24 protein-coding genes and 2 tRNA genes are annotated in these 24,002 nt (G+C 73.4%); 14 read left to right on the top strand and 12 right to left on the bottom strand.

The window, feature by feature from the left end; all coding sequences use genetic code 11:
* The first annotated feature begins 1 nt into the window (after position 1).
* The 5 genes from EV386_RS09305 to EV386_RS09285 all read left to right on the top strand — a co-directional run bounded on the left by EV386_RS09305 (position 2) and on the right by EV386_RS09285 (position 3,938).
* Positions 2-706: a histidine phosphatase family protein gene (locus EV386_RS09305; RefSeq protein ID WP_130414358.1), complete on the top strand. Its 705-nt coding sequence runs from the start codon at positions 2-4 to the stop codon at positions 704-706.
* 105 nt (positions 707-811) lie between these two features.
* Positions 812-884, top strand: a tRNA-Ala gene (locus tag EV386_RS09300).
* Between the two features lie 40 nt (positions 885-924).
* Positions 925-1,000, top strand: a tRNA-Ala gene (locus tag EV386_RS09295).
* Positions 1,001-1,203: 203 nt separating this feature from the next.
* On the top strand, positions 1,204-2,241 hold the full coding sequence (locus EV386_RS09290) for an NAD(P)H-dependent flavin oxidoreductase (RefSeq protein WP_207216504.1): 1,038 nt from the start codon (positions 1,204-1,206) through the stop codon (positions 2,239-2,241).
* Between the two features lie 122 nt (positions 2,242-2,363).
* On the top strand, positions 2,364-3,938 hold the full coding sequence (locus EV386_RS09285) for a long-chain-fatty-acid--CoA ligase (RefSeq protein ID WP_130414356.1): 1,575 nt from the start codon (positions 2,364-2,366) through the stop codon (positions 3,936-3,938).
* Positions 3,939-3,954: 16 nt separating this feature from the next.
* Here EV386_RS09285 and EV386_RS09280 read toward each other — a convergent pair whose 3' ends face one another.
* The 6 genes from EV386_RS09280 to EV386_RS09255 form a co-directional block, all read right to left on the bottom strand.
* Positions 3,955-4,938: a branched-chain amino acid ABC transporter permease gene (locus EV386_RS09280; RefSeq protein ID WP_130414354.1), complete on the bottom strand. Its 984-nt coding sequence runs from the start codon at positions 4,936-4,938 to the stop codon at positions 3,955-3,957.
* A complete protein-coding gene (locus EV386_RS09275) occupies positions 4,935-5,819 on the bottom strand; it encodes a branched-chain amino acid ABC transporter permease (RefSeq protein ID WP_130414352.1) in 885 nt (294 codons plus the stop codon). The genes EV386_RS09280 and EV386_RS09275 overlap by 4 nt, the downstream gene beginning before the upstream one ends.
* A 13-nt stretch (positions 5,820-5,832) precedes the next feature.
* Complete coding sequence (locus EV386_RS09270; protein WP_130414350.1) at positions 5,833-6,537, bottom strand: ABC transporter ATP-binding protein; 705 nt, start codon at positions 6,535-6,537, stop codon at positions 5,833-5,835.
* A complete protein-coding gene (locus EV386_RS09265; protein WP_207216503.1) occupies positions 6,537-7,316 on the bottom strand; it encodes an ABC transporter ATP-binding protein in 780 nt (259 codons plus the stop codon). Before EV386_RS09265 ends, EV386_RS09270 begins: the two co-directional genes overlap by 1 nt.
* Positions 7,313-8,548: an ABC transporter substrate-binding protein gene (locus EV386_RS09260; protein ID WP_130414348.1), complete on the bottom strand. Its 1,236-nt coding sequence runs from the start codon at positions 8,546-8,548 to the stop codon at positions 7,313-7,315. Before EV386_RS09260 ends, EV386_RS09265 begins: the two co-directional genes overlap by 4 nt.
* Before the next feature lie 232 nt (positions 8,549-8,780).
* Positions 8,781-9,404 (bottom strand): TetR/AcrR family transcriptional regulator, encoded by a 624-nt coding sequence (locus EV386_RS09255; protein ID WP_130414346.1) that lies wholly within the window; start codon positions 9,402-9,404, stop codon positions 8,781-8,783.
* 167 nt (positions 9,405-9,571) lie between these two features.
* Here EV386_RS09255 and EV386_RS09250 point away from each other — a divergent pair, with 167 nt between their 5' ends.
* Complete coding sequence (locus EV386_RS09250) at positions 9,572-10,330, top strand: SDR family NAD(P)-dependent oxidoreductase (RefSeq protein ID WP_130414344.1); 759 nt, start codon at positions 9,572-9,574, stop codon at positions 10,328-10,330.
* 62 nt (positions 10,331-10,392) lie between these two features.
* Here EV386_RS09250 and EV386_RS09245 read toward each other — a convergent pair whose 3' ends face one another.
* The gene (locus EV386_RS09245) at positions 10,393-11,154 is read right to left on the bottom strand and encodes an SDR family NAD(P)-dependent oxidoreductase (RefSeq protein ID WP_130414342.1); all 762 of its coding nucleotides are present in this window, start codon (positions 11,152-11,154) and stop codon (positions 10,393-10,395) included.
* A gap of 95 nt (positions 11,155-11,249) precedes the next feature.
* On the opposite strand from EV386_RS09245, the gene EV386_RS09240 reads away from it, so the two are divergent.
* From EV386_RS09240 to EV386_RS09210, 7 genes are read left to right on the top strand one after another with little or no spacing between them, the layout of a single operon-like run.
* Positions 11,250-12,425 carry a thiolase family protein gene (locus EV386_RS09240; protein WP_130414340.1) on the top strand — a complete coding sequence of 392 codons (1,176 nt, stop codon included), beginning with the start codon at positions 11,250-11,252 and terminating at the stop codon, positions 12,423-12,425.
* 1 nt (position 12,426) lies between these two features.
* Complete coding sequence (locus tag EV386_RS09235; protein ID WP_130414338.1) at positions 12,427-13,602, top strand: acyl-CoA dehydrogenase family protein; 1,176 nt, start codon at positions 12,427-12,429, stop codon at positions 13,600-13,602.
* Complete coding sequence (locus EV386_RS09230) at positions 13,602-14,408, top strand: enoyl-CoA hydratase-related protein (protein WP_130414336.1); 807 nt, start codon at positions 13,602-13,604, stop codon at positions 14,406-14,408. The genes EV386_RS09235 and EV386_RS09230 overlap by 1 nt, the downstream gene beginning before the upstream one ends.
* Positions 14,405-15,523, top strand: coding sequence for a CaiB/BaiF CoA transferase family protein (locus EV386_RS09225; RefSeq protein WP_130414334.1), 1,119 nt, complete (start codon positions 14,405-14,407; stop codon positions 15,521-15,523). The genes EV386_RS09230 and EV386_RS09225 overlap by 4 nt, the downstream gene beginning before the upstream one ends.
* Entirely contained in the window at positions 15,520-16,722 is a 1,203-nt protein-coding gene (locus EV386_RS09220) for an acyl-CoA dehydrogenase family protein (protein ID WP_130414332.1), read from the top strand. Before EV386_RS09225 ends, EV386_RS09220 begins: the two co-directional genes overlap by 4 nt.
* Positions 16,719-17,759 (top strand): phosphotransferase family protein, encoded by a 1,041-nt coding sequence (locus EV386_RS09215; protein WP_207216502.1) that lies wholly within the window; start codon positions 16,719-16,721, stop codon positions 17,757-17,759. The genes EV386_RS09220 and EV386_RS09215 overlap by 4 nt, the downstream gene beginning before the upstream one ends.
* Positions 17,756-18,520: an enoyl-CoA hydratase-related protein gene (locus EV386_RS09210; protein ID WP_130414330.1), complete on the top strand. Its 765-nt coding sequence runs from the start codon at positions 17,756-17,758 to the stop codon at positions 18,518-18,520. Before EV386_RS09215 ends, EV386_RS09210 begins: the two co-directional genes overlap by 4 nt.
* Before the next feature lie 41 nt (positions 18,521-18,561).
* Here the strand turns inward: EV386_RS09210 and EV386_RS09205 are convergent, their stop codons facing one another.
* Both EV386_RS09205 and EV386_RS09200 read right to left on the bottom strand, forming a co-directional pair.
* Positions 18,562-19,674, bottom strand: a complete 1,113-nt coding sequence (locus tag EV386_RS09205; RefSeq protein ID WP_130414328.1) for an alpha/beta hydrolase — start codon at positions 19,672-19,674, stop codon at positions 18,562-18,564.
* Between the two features lie 85 nt (positions 19,675-19,759).
* Positions 19,760-20,377, bottom strand: a complete 618-nt coding sequence (locus tag EV386_RS09200; RefSeq protein WP_130414326.1) for a TetR/AcrR family transcriptional regulator — start codon at positions 20,375-20,377, stop codon at positions 19,760-19,762.
* 113 nt (positions 20,378-20,490) lie between these two features.
* On the opposite strand from EV386_RS09200, the gene EV386_RS09195 reads away from it, so the two are divergent.
* Positions 20,491-21,057 carry a VOC family protein gene (locus EV386_RS09195; protein ID WP_130414324.1) on the top strand — a complete coding sequence of 189 codons (567 nt, stop codon included), beginning with the start codon at positions 20,491-20,493 and terminating at the stop codon, positions 21,055-21,057.
* Positions 21,058-21,108: 51 nt separating this feature from the next.
* On the opposite strand, the gene EV386_RS09190 is transcribed toward EV386_RS09195, so the two are convergent.
* From EV386_RS09190 to EV386_RS09180, 3 genes are read right to left on the bottom strand one after another with little or no spacing between them, the layout of a single operon-like run.
* Positions 21,109-22,017, bottom strand: coding sequence for a ketopantoate reductase family protein (locus EV386_RS09190; RefSeq protein ID WP_278025479.1), 909 nt, complete (start codon positions 22,015-22,017; stop codon positions 21,109-21,111).
* A 24-nt stretch (positions 22,018-22,041) separates the two neighbouring features.
* Positions 22,042-23,208: an enolase C-terminal domain-like protein gene (locus EV386_RS09185; protein ID WP_207216500.1), complete on the bottom strand. Its 1,167-nt coding sequence runs from the start codon at positions 23,206-23,208 to the stop codon at positions 22,042-22,044.
* Positions 23,209-23,250: 42 nt separating this feature from the next.
* Positions 23,251-23,985: a GntR family transcriptional regulator gene (locus EV386_RS09180; RefSeq protein ID WP_130414318.1), complete on the bottom strand. Its 735-nt coding sequence runs from the start codon at positions 23,983-23,985 to the stop codon at positions 23,251-23,253.
* Between the last annotated feature and the right edge of the window lie 17 nt (positions 23,986-24,002).

The following is a 24,002-nucleotide window of genomic DNA, read 5'->3' as shown; positions in this document are numbered from 1 at the left end:
GGTGGGCGCGGGGACCGTCGTCCTGCTGCGGCACGGACGCACGGGGTGGAACGTCGCTGAGCGCTTGCAGGGCCAGACCGATGTCGCGCTGGACGACGTCGGGCGCTGGCAGGCCGGTGAGGCGGCGCGCGCCCTCGTGCGCACGCACCGGGCCGCGCGCGTGGTCTCCTCCGACCTGAGCCGCGCCGCCGAGACGGCCGCCGCCTACGCGGACCTGCTCGGCCTCGCCGTCGTCCCCGATCCGCGGCTGCGCGAGCGCGGGTTCGGTGAGTGGGAGGGGCTGACGGGCGCCGAGATCGCCCAGGGCTGGCCGCAGCGGCACGCCGCGTGGCGTCGCGGTGACGACGACGCCGGGCTGCCCCCAGGCGGTGAGACGCGCGCGCAGGTGGCCGAGCGCGTCCGCGCGGCCGTCGAGGACCACGCGGCCCGCCTCGAGCCGAGTGACACCCTCGTCGTCGTGTCGCACGGCGCCGCCATCACGTTGGCGATCGGCGCGATGCTGGGGCTGGAGCCAGGCTGGCGTGGCGTCGTCGGACTCACGAACGCGCACTGGTCGCAGCTCACGCGCGCCCGCGCGGGCTCGCAGCCGACGTGGCGCGTCGTCGCCCACAATGTCGGCGCGGCGTACGCGCCCGAGGCGTGGCACGCCGGGCCGCAGACGGGCGCCGAGCAGGCCTGCGACACCGCGGGCATGGCGGCGGGCTGAGCGCCGTCGCCTGGCCGGTGGCCGTCCGGCGATTTGGACGAGGCGGCGCGGAGCGCATAGGATCACGGACGTTCCTGCGGGCCTGAGTCCGTCGGGGCGACGTACGGGGCTGTGGCGCAGCTGGTAGCGCACCTGCATGGCATGCAGGGGGTCAGGGGTTCGAGTCCCCTCAGCTCCACCGGATCGAAAGTGAGTCCGACGGACGGTTCGCCGCCCTCGGGGCTGTGGCGCAGCTGGTAGCGCACCTGCATGGCATGCAGGGGGTCAGGGGTTCGAGTCCCCTCAGCTCCACCAAAGACACGCAAGCCCTGCCCCGTGATCGAGGGCAGGGCTTGTTGTGTTGTGGGGTGGTGGCGGGCCTGCGGCGGGACCGCGGCCTTCAACCAGGCCGAAGACCGCGCTAGGCTGAGTGAGCGATCGCTCAGGAGCGCTCGGCGCCCATCCCCGGCCCGCCGACGCGCCGGGGGCGCCACCGACGCGGGCAGAGAGGCTCGACCATGCCGATCACGCGAGACGCGACCGAGGCCGTCGCGCGCAGCACGGGCGCCCTGCGCACCCGCATCACCGACCTGCTCGGCGTGGAGCATCCCATCGTGCAGGGCGGCATGCAGTGGGTGGGCCGAGCCCCGCTCGCCGCTGCCGTCTCCAACGCCGGCGGGCTGGGTGTCCTCACCGCGCTCACCCAGCCGACGCCGCAAGCCTTGGCCGAGGAGATCGCGCGGTGCCGGGACCTGACCGACCGGCCGTTCGGGGTCAACCTGACCATCCTGCCGTCGATCACACCGCCGCCGTATGCGAAGTACCGCGACGTGATCATCGACGCCGGGGTTCCGGTCGTCGAGACGGCGGGCGCCAACCCGCGCGAGCACCTGCGCCACCTCAAGGACGCGGGTGTGACGGTGATCCACAAGTGCACGAGCGTTCGGCACGCGGTGCGCGCCCAGGCGGAGGGCGTCGACGCCGTGAGCGTCGACGGGTTCGAGTGCGCCGGGCACCCGGGCGAAGACGACGTGCCGGGTCTGGTGCTGATCCCGGCCGCCGCCGCGCGGCTGGACGTCCCGATCCTGGCCGCGGGCGGGATCGCCGACGCCCGGGGGCTGGTCGCCGCGCTGGCCCTCGGCGCCGACGGCGTCACGATGGGCACGCGCTTCGTCGCCACCCGGGAGGCGCCGGTCCACGACCGGGTCAAGGAGCAGATCGTGCGCCACGGGGAGTGCGACACCGAGCTCATCTTCCGCTCGCTGCGCAACACCGCACGCGTGGCCAGCAACACGGTCAGCCGCGAGGTGGTCGAGATCCTGGCCGGGGGTGGGGCGTTCGAGGACGTCCGCGATCTTGTCGCCGGCGCGCGCGGCCGCCGCGTCTTCGAGGAGGGCGATCTGGAGGCGGGTGTGTGGACGGCGGGCCTGTGCCAGGGGCTGATCGACGACGTCCCGTCGGTCGGCGACCTGCTCGACCGGATGGTCCGCGAGGCGGTCGCCCTGATCGCTGGGCGCCTGCCGGGTCTCGTGGCGGGTGACCGGTCGCTCACGTGACCTCGCCCGGCCGGCCCGGCCGCCGGGGCGGGCCTTGACGCCCCTGTGAGCGCCGCCACTATCCTGAGCGAGCGATCAGTAAGCGCCAGCAGGAACACAGGAACAGTCGAGAGGTGATCTCTGTGACCGCTCACGTCGACCTCAGCTCCGAGCCCTACGCGTCACGTCGGGCCCACTGGAACAACACCCTGGCCCGGCACGCGCACACCCTCGCCGCGCGGCCCGCGCTGCGGTTCGAGGGACAGACCACGACGTGGGCGCAGTTGCACGAGCGGGTGGGCGCCCTGGCGGACGCCCTGGCTCGCCGCGGCGTCAGCTTCGGCGACCGCGTCGCACTCGTCATGGGCAACCGGCCGCAGTTCCTGGAGGCGATCTTGGCGATCAACCGGCTCGGAGCGATCGCGGTCCCGCTCAACTTCCGCCTCGCCGCAGGTGAGGTCGCCTTCGCGGTCGCGGACTCGGGCGCCGCGGTCGTGTTCGTCGACGCGATCGGGCGCGCCGCCGTCGTCGGCGCCGACCTGCCCGAGCGGGTCCGGCTGGTGGTCGTCGCCGCCGATCCGGGGGCGGGCGAGTCCTACGACGCGCTGCTGGAGGAGCGCGGCGAGCCATGTCCTGCCATCGACGTTCCCGAGGACTCGCCGGCTCTCATCATGTACACCTCGGGCACGACGGGCCGGCCCAAGGGCGCGGTGCTGACGCACCTCAACCTCCAAGCGCAGGCGGGGACGGTCACCCGCGCGATGCGGCTCGGCGACGCGGACCAGGAGGTCAACCTGATCGCCCTGCCGCTCTTCCACATCGGCGCCCTCGGCTCGGTCGTCGGCACGATCCTCATCGGCGGCGCCGTCGTCATCATGCCGACCGCCCCGTTCCGCGCCGCCGCGCTGCTCGACGTGCTCGAGTCGGAGGGGGTCACCGCGGTGTTCCTGGTCCCCACGCAGTGGCAGGCGGTCTGCGCCGACCCCACCGTCGCCGACCGTGACCTGTCGCGGCTTCGGATGGCCTGCTGGGGCGCGGCGCCCGCCTCGGACGCACTCCTGCGGCAGATGGCCGCGACCTTCCCCGACGCCCGGAACGTGGCGCTGTTCGGACAGACCGAGATGTCGCCGGTCACGTGCGTGCTCGACGGCGCCGACGCCATCCGCAAGCTGGGCTCCGTCGGCAAGCCGGTCGCCACCGTGACCGCGCGGGTCGTCGACGCCGAGATGAACGACGTCGAGCAGGGTCAGGTCGGCGAGATCGTCTACCGGGGGCCTGGCCTGATGGCCGAGTACTGGAACATGCCCGAGGCGACCTCCGAGGCGTTCGCGGGCGGCTGGTTCCACTCGGGCGACCTGGTCCGAGTCGACGAGGAGGGCTACTTCTACGTCGTCGACCGGGTCAAGGACATGATCATCTCGGGCGGCGAGAACATCTACTGCGCCGAGGTCGAGAACGCCCTGTCGAACCATCCGCAGATCGCCGAGGTGAGCGTGGTCGGCGTGCCGCACCCTGTGTGGGGCGAGACGCCCGTGGCCTACGTCGCGCTGCGCGACCCGAACGAGCCGCTGGACCTGGAGTCCCTGCGGGAGTGGGCGACGTCGTCGCTCGCCCGCTACAAGCTCCCCACGCGGCTGGAGCTGATCACCGAACTGCCGCGCAACGCCTCGGGCAAGGTCCGCAAGGACGTGCTGCGCGAGACGGCCGAGGCGTCCTGACAGCCTCCCGGCGCACTCAGCGCCGCAGGCGTCGCCCGCACCACCGGATCAGGCTGACCAGGCCGTAGGGCGCGACGAACATGCAGGCGATCAGCGCGGCGCCGTAGGCGACTCCGCTCGCCGACTGGTTGACCTCAGCCAGGTACTTGGGGGCGTAGACGACGAAGAGCCCGCCGAGCACGGCCCCCCATGTGGCGCCGAGCCCGCCGACCACGATGAGCGTCACGAGCGAGACCGCGAGCGTCAGGCCGAACGCCTCGGGCCCGACGAACTGCACCACCAGCGTGTAGAGCACGCCGGCGATGGCGGCGAAGGCGGCGCTGGTGGCGAAGACCAGCGTCTTGAGCCGCGCGGCGCGGATGCCCATGGCGTTGGCGACCACCTCGTTGTCGCGCACGGCGGTCATGGCGCGTCCGGTCCGCCCGGAGGCGATCCGGTGGGCGACCACCAGCGCGAACGCGAGCGCGGCCAGGCACAGGTAGTAGCGCCACTGGTCGTCGGCGAGGCCGGTCCAGGTCGGCGCGGAGGCCGCGACGACGCTCATCCCCTCGAACCCGTGCGTGAAGCGGTCGAGGCGCTTGACGATCGCCGGGACCGTCAGCGCCAGGGCCAGCGTCACCAGCGCGAGTTGCAGTCCGCGCAGGCGCAGGGCCGGCAGGCCGATGACGAAGCCGAGCGCGAACGAGGCGACGCCTGCGACGGGGATGGTCAGCAGGTAGTGCGCGCCGCCGCCGATCATGAGGGCGGCCGTGTACGAGCCGACGGCGAAGAACGCGCTGTGGCCCAGCGAGAGCTGGCCGGTGTTGCCGGTCAGGAGGTTGAGGCCGAGCCCTGCGACGGCGTAGACCATCGCCATGCTCAGGTCGAAGTTGACGTAGGTCGGCTGGCTCAGTGGCAGCGCCGCGGCCAGCGCCACCAGGGCGACGACGGCGGCCAGGCGGACGTGGGGCGGCAGGCGCAGGGGCCGTTGCTCGGCGCGCAGCGCGCGTAGCGGGCTCATACGCGCACCGCCGAACGCGTGCCGAAGAGTCCCTCGGGTTTGACCGAGAGCACGATGAGGATCAGCAGGAACGCGACGCCCTGGCCGAACTCGTTGCCGATGAGGTCGACGTAGGTGCCCGCGAGGTTCTCGACGATGCCCACGATCAGTCCGCCGACGATCGCCCCCGGGGGGCTGTCCAGGCCGCCGAGGGTCGCCGCGGCGAAGGCGTAGATCAGCAGTGGGGACATCATGTTGACGTGCAGGAACAGCTGCGGCGCCACCAGGAGCCCGACCAGGGTGCCCAACGCCGCGGCCAGACCCCAGCCGACCATGAGCATGCGCCCGACCGGGATGCCCGACAGTGCGGCCGACTCGGCGTTGGTCGAGGCCGCGCGCAGGTACACGCCGAATGTCGTGCGCTGGAAGAGCAGGTACAGGGCGGCCGCCGCCGCGATCACGCAGACGATGACGCCGGCGCCTTGGCGTGAGACCGAGGCGCCGGCGATGGTGATGGCGCCTGGTCCGAAGGCCTTCGGCACCTCCTTGGTCTGGTAGCCCCAGGTCCAGCCCGCCGCGCTGTTGACCAGCAGCATCAGCCCGAGGGTCACGATGACCAGGGGGAAGAGCGTGGACCGGCGCCGGAACGGCGCGATCAGGAGCCGCTCGCAGGCGACGCCGAGCGCGAAGGTGGCGGCCATGGCCAGGGCCGCGGCGGCGTACAGCGGCGCCCCCCAGGAGATCAGCTGCCACGCGAGGAACGCGCCGAGCATTGCCATCTCGCCCTGGGCGAAGTTGACGATGCCCGACGCGCGGTGGACCAGCACGATGCTCAGGGCGAGGGCGCCGTAGACCGATCCCGAGACGACCCCGTCCAACGTCTGTTGCCAAAAGAGCCCCACTCACCGCTCCTGTTCAGTATCCGAGGTAGGCGCGCCGCACGCTGTCGTCGCCCGCGATGGCCGCGGCCGGGCCAGAGGCGACGACGGCGCCCACCTCGAGCAGCACGGCGTGGTCGGCGATGCCCAGCGCCAACTGGGCGTTCTGCTCCACGATGAGCAGGGCCACGTCGCTGTCGTGGCGCAGGTCGGCCAGGGTCGCGAACAGGTCGCGCGTGGTGTTGGGCGCCAACCCGAGCGAGGGCTCGTCGAGCAGCAGCAGCCGGGGGCGCATCATGAGCGCGCGTGCGATGGCGAGCATCTGCTGCTCGCCGCCGGAGAGGGCGCCGGCGAGCTGGCGCCGGCGCTCGCGCAGGCGGGGGAACACCTCAAACCACCGGTCACGGTCCGCGGCGGCGTCGTCCTTGCGCAGGTAGGAGCCCACGCGCAGGTTCTGCTCGACCGTGAGGTCGGTGAACGTGCCGCGACCCTGGGGCACGTGTGCGACGCCGAGGCGCGCCGTGCGGGTGGGACCCAGCCCGACCAGGTCGGCGCCGTCCAGGACGAGGCGGCCCGCGGCGGGGATCAGGCCCGACAGCGCGCGCAGCGTCGTCGTCTTGCCCGCGCCGTTGGCCCCGAGCACGACGAGCGTCTCGCCCGCGGCGACCGACAGGTCGACGTCGTGCAGGACCTCACCGCGGCCGTACCCGGCGCGCAGGCCCTCGACCTCCAGCAGAGCCATCAGGCGGCGCTGCCGAGATAGGCGGCGACGACGTCGGGATGGGCGCGGACCTCCTCGGGGGCGCCGTCGGCGATCTTGCGGCCGAAGTTGAGCGCCACCACGTGGTGGGAGACCGCCATCACCATCGCCATGTGGTGCTCCACGAGCAGCACGCTCAGGCCGCGCTCCCGGCACAGCGTCGCGATGACCGCAGCCAGCTCCATCACCTCGCCGTGGATCAGACCGTTCGCCGGCTCGTCGAGCAGCAGCAGCCGTGGGTCGCACATCAACGCGCGGGCGAGCTCGACCCGTTTGAGCGTGCCGAAGGGAAGGCCGGCCGCCACGCGGTCGGCGACGTCGGCCAGGCCGAGCTCGTCGAGCACCGCCATGGCCCGGACCCGCTGTCGGCGCTCGTGCCGGGCGACGCTGGGCAGCGCCAGGGTCGCCGCGCCGAGGCCTCCGGGCGTGCGGTGGTACGCGCCCACCAGGACGTTCTCGACGACGGTCAGGGACGTGAACAGACCGGGGCTCTGGAAGGTGCGGGCGACGCCGGCGCCGGCGATCTGGTCGGCGCGCAAGCGCAGCAGGTCCTGGCCGCCCAGCGTGATCGACCCCGAGTCGGGCTGGTGCAGCCGGCTGACGCAGTTGAACAGCGTGGTCTTGCCCGCCCCGTTGGGCCCGATCAGCCCGCAGATCTCACCCTGGCGCACCGCCAGGCTGGGACCGTCGAGGGCGGCGATCCCACCGAAGCGCACACAAAGGTCGCGGATGTCGAGCAGCACTGGGGCGGACGGCGTCACCGCTGCCTCTCGTGGGTGGCGCCGTCGGGACGCCAGCCGCCGTCGCGGAACTCCTGGTAGCCCACGGTGGTGAGCATGTAGGGGTAGTCCTCGCTCGTGCTCACCGTGATTCCCTCGAGCAGCAGGTCGGCGCGTGCGCCGTCGAGGCTGAACGCGGCCGCGCGGATGTCCTGGCTGGTGCAGCCCTGGGTCCGCTCGAGCACCTCGACCATGAGTTGCGCGGTCGTGTAGCCGTTGGAGGCGATGTTGTCGCGGGCCTCCAGGCCGTGCTCCTGGGCGAACTCCCACCACGCCTTGACGCCCGGGTCGTCTCCGGGCCCCGCGCTGACGTCCTTGAGCCAGGACGTCGTGATGACGCCATCGGCGGCGCCCTCGCCGGCCGGCTTGATGATCGTCTCGACGCTGCCGGAGGCCGAGGTGATGATGGTCGGGACCTGCCAGCCGAGTTCGGCGCGCTTGCGCAGGCTCTGGGTCATGAAGGCGCCGGTGGCGTAGTCGAGGAACATGTCGGCGTCGGACGCGGCGAGGTTGGCCATCTGGGAGTCGATCGAGCTGGCGGTCTGCTCGTAGGACTGCTCGGCCACGATCGTGACGCCGGTGCCCGCGAAGAACTCCGTGAAGTCGGCCAACATGTTCTTCCCGTAGCCGTCGTTCTGGTACAGGATCGCGATCTTCGCGTTGGGGTTGATCTCCAGCACGCGGCCGCCGAGGGCCTCGGCCTCCAGGGCGTACTGCGGCATGAACGCCTGGGTCCAGGGCGGGGAGGCCTGCTCGCCGATCTGGTCGGTGCCCGTCATCGCAAAGAGGTTGGGGATCTTGTGCTCGGTCACGTAGTCGGCGATCGCGGCGTTGGGGGAGGTGCCCAGGACGTTCATCAGCGCCGCGACATCGTCCTGCTCGACGAGTTTGCGCACATTGCTGACGGTGCGCGCCGAGTCGTAGGCGTCGTCCATCGTGGTCAGGACGACCTGGCGCGTGACGCCGTCGCCCATCGCGACGCCCCCTGCGGCGTTGACGGCGTCGAAGTAGGCCTCGGAGCCCGCCGCGATCGCGCCGTAGGCCGCCGCAGGGCCCGACGCCGGCAGGCTCGAGCCGATCCGGACCTGACTGTCGGTGATCCCCGGCGCGCAGTCGTCGCCGGCTTCGGCGGGGGAGTCGTCCCGTCCCCCGCACCCGGCGAGGGTGGCGGTCGTCAGGGCGGTGATCGCGAGGCTGGCGCTCAGCTTCTTCATGGCGCGTCCTTGGGCTCGGCTGGCAACAGGAAAGTCCGCAGTTGACTTAGCGCTCGTTCAATTGGCAACGTATCGGTTGTGACGCGCGCCACGCAAGGGGGTGCATGGTGGAGGCAGGCGATCGGCGGTCGAGGTGCTCGCCGACGGCTCTTGCGGCGGATGCGCGCGATGCCTACGCTCGCTCCTTAGCGAGCGTTCAGTAGACGACGAGGGAGTCGCGCCGATGGACCGTTCAGACCGTCGTGACGCATCCCGCCGCGGCGAGCGCGATCGCGACGTAGCGTCGCGCGACGATGTCGGGCGCGTCGGGTCCCTCGGGGCGGTACCAGCCGGCGATGCCCTGGCACATCGACAAGATGGCCCGACCGCAGGTCTCGGGGTCCGCGGTGCGGAATACGCCCGCGTCGACGCCGCGCTCGATGATCATGCGCACGCGCTGCTCGACGCGGTCGCGGTGCTCGATGTAGCGCGTCCGGTTCTCCGCGACCAGCGCGCGCCGCTCGGAGTCGAGGAACGCGAGGTCACGGTGGTGGGCCATGTACAGCGAGATCGCCTCGACGACGGCGCTGAGCTGGCGCGTCGGGTCGTCGCCCGCCTCGGCGAGGGCGGCCTCGACGTGCGTGGTCACGATCGTCATGGCGTGGTCCAGGAGCGCGGCGAGGATCGCCTGCTTGTTCTCGAAGTGGTAGTAGAGCGCGGGCACCGTGACGCCGACCTCACGCGCGATCGAGCGCACGCTCGTCGCGTCGTAGCCGTGCTCGACCACCTGCGCGAGCGTCGCGCGCAGGATGGGGGACAGGCGCAGCGGGGAATACGTCCGCCAGTCCGCTGCGGGCGCGTCGTTCGCGGAGGTCATGTCGTCTCGCCTGTCAGTCGGGCCGGTGGGGTCGCGCGAGGTCGCTCGTGGGGGCGCTCGCTGGGGCCATTGAAGCACTGAGCGATCGTTCGCTCGCCGCGCCGCTCCGTCCGGGGCGGGCGCACACGTCGGTCCGCACTCGGTCCGCACACCAGGGAGGAAGTCGCATGAGGGTTCACGGCAAGGTCGCGCTGGTCACGGGAGGCGCTTCGGGGCTGGGGCTGGCGACCGTGACGCGGTTGGCCGCGGACGGCGCGCGCGTGGTCGCCGTCGACCTGGCGTCGGCCGACCGGTCGGCGCTCGACGCGCTGGGCGACGCGGTCCGGTTCGCCGCCGCGGACGTCACGGATGAGGCGGCGGTCACGCGCGCCGTCGGGCTCGCCAACGAGGACGGCCGCCTGGCGGTCGCGGTCAACTGCGCCGGAGTCGGCGCGGCGCACCGGACCGTCACGCGGCAGGGGCCCTTCCCGCTGGCCGAGTTCTCCCGGGTGGTCACCGTCAACCTGGTCGGCACGTTCAACGTCATCCGGCTCGCGGCGTCGGCGATGGCAGCCAACGACCCCGACGGCGAGGAGCGTGGCGTCGTCGTCAACACCGCGTCGGTCGCGGCCTTCGACGGTCAGATCGGCCAGGCGGCCTACTCGGCCTCGAAGGCGGGTGTCGCCGGCATGACGCTGCCCATCGCGCGAGACCTGGCGCCGCTGCTCATCCGCGTGGTCACGATCGCACCCGGCCTGTTCGACACCCCGATGCTCGGCGGGCTGCCCGACGACGTGCGGGCCTCGCTCGGCGCGCAGGTGCCGCACCCGAGCCGGCTGGGCACGGCCGCCGAGTACGCCGACCTGGTGGCCGCGATCGTCGCCAACCCGATGCTCAACGGGGAGACGATCCGGCTCGACGGCGCGATCCGGATGGCGCCGCGCTGAGTCGCGCTGAGTCGCACCGGGCCGCGGAGGGCCGCGGCCCTTCCCGCCTTCCCGGCCGCCTCTTACAGCGCGGACATCCCGCCGTCGACGAGGAGCGACGCGCCGGTCATGTACGACGACGCCGGGGAGGCGAGGAAGACAAGCGCGGTGTCGAGCTCGTGCTGCTCGCCGAACCGGCCCAGCATGCTCTCGCGGTCGACCATCTCGCGCAGTTGCGCGTCGTCCTGCGCCGTCATCTCGCTGGCGAAGTACCCGGGGCACAGCGCGTTGACGCGGATGCCCTTGCGCGCCGACCACTCCTGAGCGAGGTCGCGCGTCAGGCCGAGGACGCCCGCCTTGCTCGCCGCGTACGCCGCCTGGGGGAAGCGTGGGGCGATGTGTCCCAGGACGCTCGCGACGTTGACGATCACCGAGCCGCGCGGCATGTGCGGCGCGCACGCCTGCGCCATCCAGAAGGTCCCGTGCAGGTTGACGTCGAGCACCGCGCGGAACCCGCTCTCCGTCTCGCGCGAGGACGGGGTCGAGCCGCCGACGCCCGCGTTGTTGACCAGGACGTCGATCCGCCCGAAGCGCTCGACGGCGGCGGCCGCGGCCCCGCGGCACTGACCGGGGTCGCGCACGTCGGCCACGTGGGTGACCGCCCGCGCGCCCGCGGAGGCCAGGTCCGCGGCGAGGGCGGCGAGGCGGTCGCCGCGGCGCGCGACCAGGACCAGGTGCGCGCCGACGGCGGCGAGCGCGTGCGCGAAGCCGAGCCCGAGTCCGGAGCTCGCGCCGGTCAGGACCACGACGCGGTCGTCGAGACGGAAGCGGGTCAGTGGGTTCACGGCGTACCTCGCTGTCGCCCTTGACGGTGGGTGTGATCCACGACACGATACTGAGCGATCGCTAAGTAGGGCAAGCGAATGAGGGGTGTCTCATCATGACCAGCGCCGTCATCGTCGACGTGGTGCGCACGGCGTCCGGCCGGGGCAAGCCCGGCGGGGCGTTGTCGGGCGTGCACCCCGCGGACCTGCTCGCCACGGTCCTGACCGCACTGATCGAGCGCAACGGACTCGACCCCGTCATCGTCGACGACGTGATCGCGGGCTGCGTCGGCCAGGCCGGGGACCAGGCGCTGAACATCGGGCGGACCGCGCTGCTCACAGCGGGCTTCCCGGTCTCCGTGCCGGGCACGAGCGTCGACCGGCAGTGCGGATCGAGCCAGCAGGCGGTCCACTTCGCGGCGCAGGGCGTCATCGCCGGCGCCTACGACGTCGCCATCGCCTGTGGCGTCGAGTCGATGAGCCGCGTGCCGATGGGCAAGGCCCTCGTCGACGGCGACCCCCACGGCCCCCTCGCCTCCCGGTTCCCGAGCCTGCCGAACCAGGGCATCGGCGCCGAGCTCATCGCCGCGCGCTGGAAGCTCGATCGCGCCCAGGTCGACCAGTACGCGGCGCGGTCGCACGCGCGGGCGGCCGCCACGGCCGCCGCGGGCGGCTTCGAGCGTGAGATCGTGCCCGTCGCGCTGCCGGGCGGCGGCGAGCACACCGTCGACGAGACCGTCCGCCCCGGGACCACGGTCGAGGCGCTCGCGGGGCTGTCCCCCGCGTTCCGCGACGCGGCGTTGAGCGAGCGTTACCCCGAGATCGAGTGGGTCATCACCGCCGGCAACTCCTCGCCGCTGACCGACGGCGCCTCGGGTGCGCTCGTGATGAGCGAGGAGGCCGCGCGGCGGCTCGGCCTGACCCCACGCGCCCGCGTGCACAGCTTCGCGGTCGTGGGCTCGGACCCCGAGGTCATGCTCACCGGCCCCATGCCGGCCACGCACAAGATCCTGCGCCGCTCGGGCCTGGCGGTCGGCGACATCGACGCGTTCGAGGTCAACGAGGCGTTCGCGCCCGTGCCTCTCGCGTGGGCGGCCGAGTTCGGCGTCGACGAGGCGCGGCTCAACCCGCGTGGCGGCGCCGTCGCCCTCGGCCACCCGTTGGGCGGCTCCGGGACGCGGCTGCTGACCACTCTCGTCAACCACCTCGAGCAGACCGGGGGACGGTACGGCCTGCAGACGATGTGCGAGGGCGGGGGCATGGCCAACGCGACGATCATCGAGAGGATCTGACATGTACGACCTGTACGCGCCGCGGGCGCTGTTCGACGACGAGCACACCGCGTTCCGCGCCAGCGTGCGCCAGTTCCTCGACCGCGACGTCGTCGCCCACATCGAGGAGTGGGAGGAGGCGAGCGAGATCCCCCGCGAGATCTGGGCGCGCGCGGGCGCGCTCGGCCTGCTCGGGATGGGGACGCCCGAGGAGTGGGGAGGCGGCGGCGTCGAGGACTACCGCTTCCGCAGTGCGGCGGCCGAGGAGTTCTCCCGCGTCGGCGCGAACTCGCTGTCGGCGGGCTTCGGGTGTCAGGCCGACATCATCCTGCCCTACCTCGTCGACCTGGCCACCCCCGAGCAGGCCAAGCGGTGGGTGCCACGGCTCGCCGCGGGCGAGGCCATCGGGGCGATCGCGATGACCGAGCCGGGCACGGGCTCCGACCTGCGGGGCATCCGCACCACGGCCCGCCCGGACGGCGACGGCTGGGTGCTCGACGGCTCCAAGACCTTCATCACCAACGGGATCCTGGCCGACGTCGTCATCGTCGTGGCGCGCACCTCGCAGGACCCGGCGGCCGGCAGCGAGGCGCTCAGCCTCTTCCTCGTCGAGACGGGCACGCCCGGGTTCACCCGCGGGCGGCGCCTGAGGAAGATGGGCCTCAAGGCGCAGGACACCGCCGAACTGCGCTTCGCGGACGTGCGCCTGGGGCCCGAGGCGCTGCTCGGTCGACAGGGGCAGGGGCTGCGCGTGCTGATGGCGCACCTGCCGCTCGAACGCATCAGCATCGCGGTCGGCGCGTGCGCAGGAGCGCGCGCCGCGCTCGCGTGGACGATCGACTACGTGCGTGAGCGCACCGCGTTCGGCAAGGCCCTGGCCGAGTTCCAGAACACGCAGTTCGTCGTGGCCGAGATGGTCACCGAGCTGGAGGTCGCCCAGGCCTACGTCGACGACGCCGTGATCCGGCTGGGCAAGGGCGAGCTCAGCGCCGTCGACGCGGCCAAGGGCAAGTGGTGGGCGACCGAGACCCACAAGCGCATCGTCGACCGGTGCGTGCAACTGCACGGCGGCTACGGCTACATGCTCGAGTACCCCATCGCGCGCGCGTACGTCGACACCCGCGTCTCGACGATCTACGGCGGGACCACCGAGATCATGAAGACGATCATCGCGCGCGACGTGCTGGGGGTGCGCTGATGACTTCCGACGAGCCCGCCGCGCTCTACGAGGCCCGCGACGGCGTCGCGCTCCTGACGCTCAACCGGCCGCACGCCCTCAACGCTGTCGACGCGGCGCTCGCGACCGCCGTCGGCGAGGGCCTGGAGGCCGCCGCGGCCGACCCCGCGGTGCGCGTCGTGGTCGTGACCGGACGCGGGCGGGCGTTCTGCGCCGGGGCCGACCTCAAGGAGGTGGCCCGGGGCCGCCCGATCCTGGCGCACGGGCATCCCGAGTGGGGATTCGCGGGCATGGTGCGGCACTGGATCGACAAGCCCGTCATCGCCGCGGTCAACGGACCCGCCATGGGTGGCGGCGCCGAGATCGTGCTCGCCTGCGACCTGGCGATCGCCGCGGCCGACGCCGTGTTCGCGCTGCCCGAGGTGCGCCGCGGGCTGCTGGCCGCCGCGGGGGGACTGGTGCGCCTGCCGCGCCAGGTCCCCCTCAAACGCGCGCTCGAGCTCGCGCTGACGGGCGAGGCGATCAGCGCCGAGACGGCGTGCCAGTGGGGCCTGGTCAACCGGGTGACGAGCGCCGACGCGCTGCGCGGCGAGGTCGAGGCCGTCGCGCGGCGGATCGCCGCCAACGCGCCCCTGTCGGTCGCGCACACCAAACGCGTGCTGCACCGCGCCGCCGTCGGCGGGTCGGACTGGGACGCCCGGTGGTCCGGCGCCGACCCGTGGGCCGTCAGCGACGAGGCCATGCGCACGGTCTTCGCGAGCGCGGACGCGATGGAGGGCGCCCGCGCCTTCGCCGAGAAGCGCGAGCCCGTGTGGAGCGGTCGATGACGGGTCCGCTCACGGGCCTGCGGGTCGTCGAGGTCGGGGGCATCGGGCCGGGGCCGTTCGCCGGGATGATGCTGGCGGACCTGGGCGCCGAGGTGATCCGCGTCGAGCGCGACGAGTCGGGCAGGAGGGCGCACAGCCTCCTGCTGCGCGGCCGGCGCTCGGTCCAGCTCGACCTCAAGTCGCCGCGAGGGCGCGAGGCCGTGCTGGCGCTCGCGGACACGGCCGAGGTCCTCCTGGAGGGGTTCCGTCCCGGAGTCATGGAGCGCCTCGGGCTCGGCCCGGACGTGGTGCTGGCCCGCAACCCGCGGCTGGTGTACGGACGCGTGACGGGCTGGGGGCAGGACGGCCCGCTCGCGCCGCGCGCCGGGCACGACATCAACTACATCGCGTTGGCCGGCGCGCTTGAGCCGGTCGCCGGGCGCGACGGCGCCCCCACGCCGCCGCTCAACATGCTGGGCGACTTCGGCGGGGGAGGGATGCTGGCCGTGTGCGGCGTGTTGGCTGCGCTGCTCTCGGCGCGGGCCACCGGGCGGGGGCAGGTCGTCGACGCCGCGGTGGTCGACGGCGCCGCGCTCATGACCGCGATGCTGCACTCGATGCGCGCCGAGCGGGCCTGGTCGGCGCCCCGGGGGGAGAACCTGCTCGACGGCGGGGCGCCGTTCTACGGCGTCTACGAGACCCGCGACGGGCGCTGGGTCGCCGTCGGCGCCATCGAGCCCGCGTTCTACGCCGCACTGTTGGAGGGCCTCGGCCTGACATGCGAGCTCGGCGGCGTCGCTCAGGACGACACGGCGTCCTGGCCGCGCTCGCGCGCCCGGATCGCCGCCCGGGTGCGCGAGCGGACCCGTGACGAGTGGGTCGCGGCCTTCGCCGGGGCCGACGCGTGCCTGACCGCCGTGCTGGCGCCTGATGAGCTGCTCGCCGAGCCCCACCTGAGCGCGCGGGAGACCTTCGTGACCGACGGCGCTCTTGCTCCGGCGCCGGCGCCGAGGTTCAGCGCAACGCCCTCCGCCGTGCCGCCCCCGGCGCCCCCGGTCGGGGCCGACACGCGTGCGGTGTTGGCCGAGCTCGGGCTGGCGGGCGCCGCGGAGGCCACGCAGGGGGCGCCGGCATGACCGGGCGCGCGGCACATGAGGGCCGGGGCGCGCAGGCAGACATCGTCGAGCGGACACGGGCGTTCGTGGCCGAGCACGTGCTGCCCGTCGACGACCAGTACGACGGCGACATCGCCGCCGCGGGCGGCGACGCGCTGCGCCGGCGGCTGCAGGCGAGGGCGCGCGAGGCGGGGCTGCTCACGCCGCACGGACCCGTCGAGTTCGGCGGCCTCGGCCTCGGCATGGTTGACCGCGCGCCGGTGTTCGAGGAGGCGGGCTACTCGCTGTTCGGCGCCCTCGCGCTCAACTGCAACGCGCCCGACGAGGGCAACGTCCACCTGCTCGGCAAGGTCGCCAGCCCCGGGCAGCGCGAGCGCTACCTGGGTCCGCTGGCGCGGGGGGAGACGCGATCGGCGTTCGCGATGACCGAACCCGACCCCGGCGCGGGCGCCGATCCGACCACGCTCGCGACCCGGGCCACGCGGGTCGACGGCGGGTGGGTCATCGACGGGCACAAGCACTTCATCACCGGCGCCGACGGGGCAGGGTTCCTCATCGTGTTCGCGCGCACGAGCGGTGAGCCGGGCGACGGCGACGGCGCCACCATGCTCCTCGTCCCGGCCGACCGCGACGGAGTCGAGGTCGTGCGGCACATCACCACCATGGACACGTCGATGGTCGGCGGGCACTGCGAGGTGCGCCTGCGCCAGGTCTTCGTGCCCGACGACGATGTGCTCGGCGAGGTCGACCGCGGTTTCCGGTACGTGCAGGTGCGGCTCGGCCCGGCGCGCGCGACGCATGTGATGCGCTGGACGGGGGCGGCGCGCCGCGCGCACGAGGTCGCCGTGCGGTACGCCGCCTCGCGGCGCGCCTTCGGCACGCGGCTGGCCTCTCTCGGCATGGCCCAGCAGCTCATCGCCGACAACGAGATCGATCTGGCGGCCACGCGGGCGCTGTTGCGCGAGGCGTGTGCGGCGCTCGACGCGGGTGAGCGCGCCTCGAAGGAGACGTCGATCGTCAAGACCTTCGCGGCTGAGGCGCTGCACCGGGTGGTGGACCGCGCGACGCAGCTGTGCGGCGGGCTCGGCGTGAGCGCGGACCTGCCGGTCGCCAAGATCGCGCGGGAGGTCCGCCCCTTCCGCGTCTACGACGGGCCGTCGGAGGTCCATCGTTGGTCGATCGCCCGCCGTGCGGTGCGCCAGATCGCGGGCGCGCGGTGACGACGACGGCGCTCGGGCGCGAGGAGCTGGCCCGCGTGGCCGCGGTGCTCCGGAGCGTGGGCGAGCCCGTTGAGGGCGAGCTGCGCGCGCGGCTCATCGCCGGCGGGCGCTCGAACCTCACCTACGCGCTGTGCGACGACGCGCGCCGGTGGGTCCTGCGCACGCCGCCGCGCGCGGGCCGCACGCCGTCGGCACACGACGTCGTGCGCGAGCTGCGCTTCACGCGCGCGCTCCACGGCGCCGGCGTACCCGTCGCGCGCGCGGTGGCCGCCTGCCAGGACGAGGCCGTGCTCGGCGTGCCGTTCGCCGTCTCGGGGTTCGTCGCCGGCGACGCGCTGCGCACGCGCGCGGACCTGGACGCCCTCGACGACGCGGCCCTTCGCGGCGTCGTCGACGAGCTCGTGAGCGTGCTGGCCGCGCTGCACGCCGTCGTGCCCGAACAGGTCGGCCTGGGAGACCTGGCGCGCCCCGGCGGGTACGTCGAGCGTCAGACGCGGCGGTGGTCGCGGCAGTGGGAGATCGTCGGCGTGCCCGCACTGCGCGCGCTCGCCACCGAGGTCGCCCGCGGCCTGCGCGCCTGGGCGCCGGCCGAGCCGCGCACGCGCGTCGTCCACGGTGACTACCGCATCGACAACACGCTCCTCGACCTGCCCCGGCGTCACCTCGCCGCGATCGTCGACTGGGAGCTGGCGGCCCTGGGTGACCCGAGCGCCGACGTCGCGATGATGTGCGCCTACCGTGACCCGGCGTTCGACCTGATCGTGGGCGAGCCCGGGGCGTGGACCAGCCCGCGGCTGCCCGATGCGGCGGCGCTCGCGGCCGCCTATGAGCAGGCGGCGGGCGTCCGGCTGCGCGACTGGGAGGCCCACCTGGCGCTCGCCTCGTTCAAGGTCGCGGTCATCGCCGCCGGCATCGCGCACCGGGCGAGCCGCGGGGCCGGGTCCGGGCGCGGCTTCGCCACGGCGGGCGAGGCGGTCGCCCCGTTCCTGCTCAAGGCCCGCCAGGCCCTGAGCGCTCACGAAGGGAGCCACAGATGACGGACGTTCCGGTGCGCACGGCCACCCACGGCGCGGTGCTGCGCGTGGTGCTCGATGACGAGGCCACCCTCAACGCCCTGACCGCCGAGGGGGTCGAGGCCGTCAACGCCGCGGTGACGCAGGCCTCTCAGGACGCCGCGGTGCGCGTCGTGCTCCTGACGGGCGCGGGGCGAGCGTTCAGCTCGGGCGCCAATCTCACGGGAGGCCTGCCCGCCGCACCGCTGCTGGAGGCCCTGACGCGCCTGGTGCGGACGGTGCAGTCCTGCCCGACGCCGGTGGTGGCGGCGGTCAACGGCGTCGCCGCCGGAGCCGCCGTCTCGCTCGCGCTCGCCGCCGACCTGGTCGTGGCGCGGCGCTCGGCGTCGTTCGCGCTCGCCTTTGTCAAGATCGGGCTCATGCCCGACGCCGGCGCGACCGCCCTGATCCCCGCGGCGGTCGGCCGGGCGCGGGCGATGCGGCTGGCCCTGCTCGGCGAACGGCTGACGGCGCAGCAGGCGTACGAGCAGGGGCTCATCGCCTGGCTCGCCGAGGACGACGAGTTCGACGGCGTCGTCGAGTCCCTCGTCCACGACCTCGCGGCCGGGCCGGCGGCCGCGCATCGGCAGATCAAGGCCGCGGTCAACGCCGCGTGCCTGCCGGAGCTGGAGCGGGCCCTGGCGCGCGAGGCGGACGGGCAGCGCGCGCTGGCCCAGACCGAGGACCTGCGCGAGGGTGTGGCCGCGTTCGCCGCCAAACGCCCGCCCCGGTTCGTCGGGCGTTGAGGCCGCGTCGGGCGAGGAGGCCGCGTCGAGGCGAGCCCCGCTCAGGCCAGGCGCGGAGCGGCCCACGCGGCGACGAGGTCGGCGAGCTCGTCGCGGGCGCCCGCGTCGCGGAAGTAGTGGTCGGCGTCGAGTTCGTGCAGCGCCTTGTCGTCGGCGCCCAGGAGGTCGTAGATCGCCGCGGCGTCGCTCGGGAAGACGCCCGTGTCGGCGTTGGCGTTGACGACGAGGGTCGGCACGGTGATCTTGGGCAGGTGCGCGTGCGCGCGTGTCTGGGAGTCGTCGAGGCTCCACAGCGAGAGCCACGTGCGCAGGGTGCAGGCTGACGCGATGCCGTAGACGGAGCGGTTGGCGCGCTGGGGGACCCCGGCATAGCACCGGTTGGGCTCGCGGCGGGTCGGCTCGAGCGTCGGGTCGACCATGCGCGGATCGGCCCAGGTGCGCGCGAGCGAGAAGGGCCGGTCGTGGTACCCGGCGTCAGCGAGCCGTGCGAGCTCCTGCTTGACCCAGCGGGTGATCGCATGGTTGCGCGCCACCTGGGCGGCCCGGTAGCGGGTGACGAACGCGGCGTCGTACGGGGGCCCGTGGGCGGGGTCGAAGAGGTCGAGCGTGGGGTCGGTGGCCACGGGGTCGTTCTCGTCCGCGACCGCCCCGTCCATCCAGGCGGTCAGCACGTCGGGCCGGCCCAGGTGCGCCGCGGTCGAGACATAGGCGTCCGCGACGGGCAGGGCTTCGACTCCGGGAGCCGGTCGCATGCCCGGCAATGCGCGCACGGTCGGGTCGACGGACTGCGAGTGGTAGGCGGCCATGAGTGAGCCGCCGCCCGAGTTGCCCAGCAGCACGACGGCGTCGACCCCCGCCTGCTCGCGCAGCCAGCGCACGCCGACGCCGATGTCGACGAGGGCGTGGTCGAGCAGGAAATGCGCCTCGTCGCCCCGGAACCGCGTGTTCCAGCCGAGGAAGCCGAATCCCCGGTCGGCGAGGTAGTGGGCGAGGTAGTGCTCGGAGAAGTCGATCTGGTAGTGGGTGGCGATGAACGCGACGCTCGGGCGGCTTGCGGTGGGCCGGTGGTAGAGGCCCTGGCACGGGTGCCCGCCGGCGCCGGCGCGCGGGAGGTTGGGTGCGGGCAGACCGACGAACTCGCGCGTGATGGCCATCTCTCTCCCCAATCTGAATCCGATGTCAGGTTTCTATCAGGGGAGGGGGCGGTGCGTCCAGGCCTCAGCCTGGCGGGCGCGACGGTCACTCGGTCCAGTAGATGGCGTGGAACCATGCGCTCGCCAGCGTCGCGACGCAGGCCTCGTCGTCCGCCGTGGCCGACCGCCCGTTGGCGAGGCTCTCGTAGCAGAACATGTTGAGCATGGCCACGATGGCCCGGGCGGTCAGGTGCGGGTCGACGCCGGGGCAGTACCCGCGTTGCTGTGCGCGCGCGACGGCCTGGGCGATGTCGCTCGCGGCGTCGAGGCAGATCTCGTCCCAGACGCGGGCGAACGCGTCGTTGACCATCGCGAGCTGGAAGACGCCGACCATCTCGGCGAGCCGGGCGCGGTAGGTCTCCCAATGTGCGCGGGCGGCGGCCTCGGCGTGCTTGCGCGGATCGTTGCCCGCGGCCCGCTCGGCCGCGCGATGCCGTTCGCGCGCCTCCTGCTGGAAGTCGCGCGCCCAACGCTCGAGCAGCGCCTCTTTGGAGTCGTAGTAGTTATAGAACGACGCGGGCGACTTGCCGGCCTCCCTGACGATGTCGGCCACCGTCATCTTGAGGAAGCCCTTCTCGGCGATCACCTTGCGGGCGGCGGCGTCGATCGCCTCAAGGGTCTGCCTGCCGCGCCGGGTCGGGCGGGTCGTCTGCGCGCTGGTCACGGGGTCAGTTCTACCGGAAGTGCGCGGGCTCGGTCGGGGAGAGGTCGCTGCCACGCTACGAACCTGACGTTAGTATCAGATTACGCAGGGACACTCCAGAGAGGACGAACCCGATGGGCGCCAACACGCAGTTCGAGCTCCGCGGCTTCAACCACGTCGCGCTGGTGTCTTCGGACATGCAGCGCACGGTCGACTTCTACAGCGGCGTCCTGGGGATGCCCCTGATCAAGACCCTTGACCTGCCTGACGGCATGGGACAGCACTTCTTCTTCGACGCCGGCAACGGCGACTCGCTCGCGTTCTTCTGGTTCCCGCAGGCGCCGGACGGCGTGCCCGGCCTCTCGGCGCCGCGGTCGCAGCCGGGCTTCGGTGAGTGGACCAGCGCGGTCGGGTCGCTCAACCACATCGCGTTCGACGTGCCGCCTGAGAAGTTCGCGGAGTACCGCGCGAAGCTCAAGGCCGCCGGCGTCCGGGTCGGGCCCCTCATCAACCACGACGAGAGCCCCTCGCAGATCGCCACGACGATGCATGACGGTGTGTATGTGCGCTCGTTCTACTTCCAGGACCCCGACGGCGTCCTGCTGGAGTTCGCCTGCTGGCTGCGCGCGCTGACTCCCGCGGACGTCAAGCACGTGCCGAAGACCGCCCAGGAGCGCCACCCCGCCATCGTCGGCGCCTGACACCCCGCACGAACGGGAGCCGCCGGGCGGCTCCCGTTCGTGCGCCACGCCTCACAGCCCGTCCTCGCGGGCCAGCACCAGCGCCGTCAGCGTCGCGTTGACCGGTGCGGTGAGGCCGACCTTCGCGGCCTCGCGTGGGATCGCCCCGTTGATCACCGGGATCTCGCTGCGCCGGCCCGCGAGATGGTCCAGCAGCGCCGACGGCTTCGCGTCCGGCAGCCGGGCGCCGAACTCGCGCACGTGGGTCACCGGATCGGCGACGTCGATCCGGACCTTGGCGGCGGTCGCCGTCTCCCACGCCTCGACCGCCGCGGCTCGGCTCACCTCGCCCAGGTGCGGATGGTCCATGACCTCGCCGACGGTGAGCCCCGTCAGCGCGCACGGGGCGCTGTAGGCCACGTTGCAGATGAGCTTCTCCCACTGCGTCGCCACGACGTCGTCAACGGCCGTCGCGTCGAAGCCGCCCTGGCGCCATGCCCGCGCGATCCGCTCGACCTGCGGGGCGCCGGGTCCTGCGCCGGGTGCGTAGGCGCCGAACCGAAGCGCGCGCATCGCGTTGTGGCGCACCTGGCCCGGGCCGACAAGGCTGGCGCCGAAGCCGCTGGCGACCCCGACCAGGAGGCGCTCGGGGCCGAGGACGCCGGCGACCTCCTGCGCCGATCCCAGGCCGTTCTGAATCGTCAGCACGAGGGTGTGCGGGCCGAGCAGCGGGGCGACGCCGCGCGCCGCGCCGACGACGTCGGCCGCCTTGACGGCCAGGACGACCAGGTCGACCACGCGGGCGGGCGGCGCCTCGAAGGCGCGCACGCGCGCGGTCATGGCGCCGTCGGGCCCGCGCACGCTCAGGCCCCGCTCGGCGATCGCGCGCACGTGGTCCGCCCACGCGTCGACGACAAGGACGTCGTGGCCGCCGCGCGCGAGCCGGGACGCGTAGACGGACCCCATGGCGCCGCACCCGATGACGGCGATCCGCAGGCCCCCCCATCACGCCACCAGCCGGGCGATCACATCGTCCAGGCCGGACTTCGCCTCGAGCCCGAAGCCGGGATGGTCGGCCGGGCGGATCAAGCCGTCGCTCAGCAGGCAGTCGTCGCTGTAGCCGCCGAACGGCTGGAACACCCCGGGGTAGGCCTCGCAGCCGCCCAGTCCCAGTCCCGCCACGATATGCAGGTTGACCAGGTGCCCCCCGTGCGGGATCGCCGCGCTCCGGTCGAAGCCCGCGCCCTCCATCAGCGTGACCATCGCGGCGTACTCGGTCAGGCCGTAGGCGAGGCCGGCGTCCATCTGCAGCACGTCACGGTCCGGGCGCAGGCCGCCGAAGCGCAGCAGGTTCGCCACATCCTGGCGCGAGAAGAGGTTCTCACCCGTGGCGATCGGGCCCGCATAGCGCGCGGTCAGCTCGGCGTTGAGGGCGAAGTCGAGCGGGTCGACCGCCTCCTCCAACCACCGCAGCCCCAGGGGTTCGAGCGCCGCGGCGTAGGCGAGGGCGCGCTCGCGCCCAAACCGGCCGTTGGCGTCGACCGCGACCTGTCTCCCGCCGCCCGCGGCGTCGACGGCGGCCTCGATCCGGCGCAGATCCTGCGCCAGCGAGACGCCTCCGATCTTGATCTTGACGGCTGGATACCCGGCGGCGATGTACCCGCGGACCTCAGCCGCGAGCGCGGCCACGTCGTCGCTGGCGTCGTAGTAGCCGCCTGCCGCGTAGACCGGGACCCCCGCCGTCGTGGGCGCGCGCCCGTGCCGGCGGGCGATCGTCGCGAAGGCCGGCTCGTCGTGCGCCTTGGCGAGCAGGTCCCAGCATGCGAGCTCGACGGCGCTCGCGGCCGCCGCGCGATCCCCGTGGCCGCCGGGCTTCTCGTCGCGCAGCACGCATGCCAGCACACGCGCGGGGTCCAGGAGCCCGTCCCGGGGGTCGAGCAGCGCCTCGGGCGCGGAGGCGAGCAGACGCGGCACCATCCGCTCGCGCAGGATCCCGCCCTGGGCGTGACGGCCGATCGAGTTGAACGCGACGCCGATCACGGGCACACCGTGCCGCACGTGGTCGCTGACGACAGCGACCAGCGAGACCTTGTGGCCGACAAAGCTGACGACGGCGTTCGAGAGACCGCCCTGGAGCGGGACGTCCATCTCACGGACCTCGGTGACTCGCACGTGCACCTCCTTCGGGCCGACGCGGCGACCCATCGCGTGCCCTCAGGCGTCGGAGCGCTCCATGGACACGGTGAACTCGAATCGGTCCGCCGGGTGCGTCGAGACTGTCACCAGGGCGACCGCGCCCGAGCGCTCGACGTACCGGCGCACGACCCGCAGAGCGGGGCTGCCGGCGTCGGCGCGCAGCGGCCCGGCCAGGTGACACGGCAGCGCGCAGGCGCGCACCCGCTGGTCGACGCGGACGGTCAGGCGCCCGGTGCACTGCTCGACGACCTCGGCGATCAACCCGTCCGGGCGCGAGACGCGATCGCCGACGACCGACGCGACGTCCGGGGCGAGGTAGACGTCGGTGTGGCACAGAGGTCGGGACGCGCCGAGACCCGCGTCGTCGATGCGGAGCATCGTCACCAGCACCCACGCGCTGCCCGGCGCGCACCCGAGCACCGCCGCGAGGGCGGCGTCGACCGTGACGTCCTGGCGGCCGAGCACGCGCCGGCGCGTCTCGGTGGAGTACTGCACCAGCTCGTTCATCGTCGTCACGGTGCGCACATAGCCCGTCGTCGGGCGCGCCGACTCGACACGGGTCCCGACACGACGGCGCCGCGAGACCATCCCCAGGCGCTCCAGCGAGTCGAGCGCCGAGCGGATGGTCGCGCGCGATACGGCATAGGTCGTGGCCAGGTCGACCTCGGGCGGCAGACGTGAGCCCACCGGGTAGGTGGCGTCCTCGATGCGGCGCGCCAGCGATCGGGCGACCTCCTCGTAGCGCGCGACCATGACCGTCTCCTGGTCCC

Origin of the sequence: Xylanimonas ulmi, from assembly GCF_004216535.1 — a bacterium.
Lineage (GTDB): Bacteria > Actinomycetota > Actinomycetes > Actinomycetales > Cellulomonadaceae > Xylanimonas > Xylanimonas ulmi.
The sequence above is the reverse complement of the archived record's forward strand: the minus strand, read 5'-3'. Positions and strand labels throughout refer to the sequence as shown.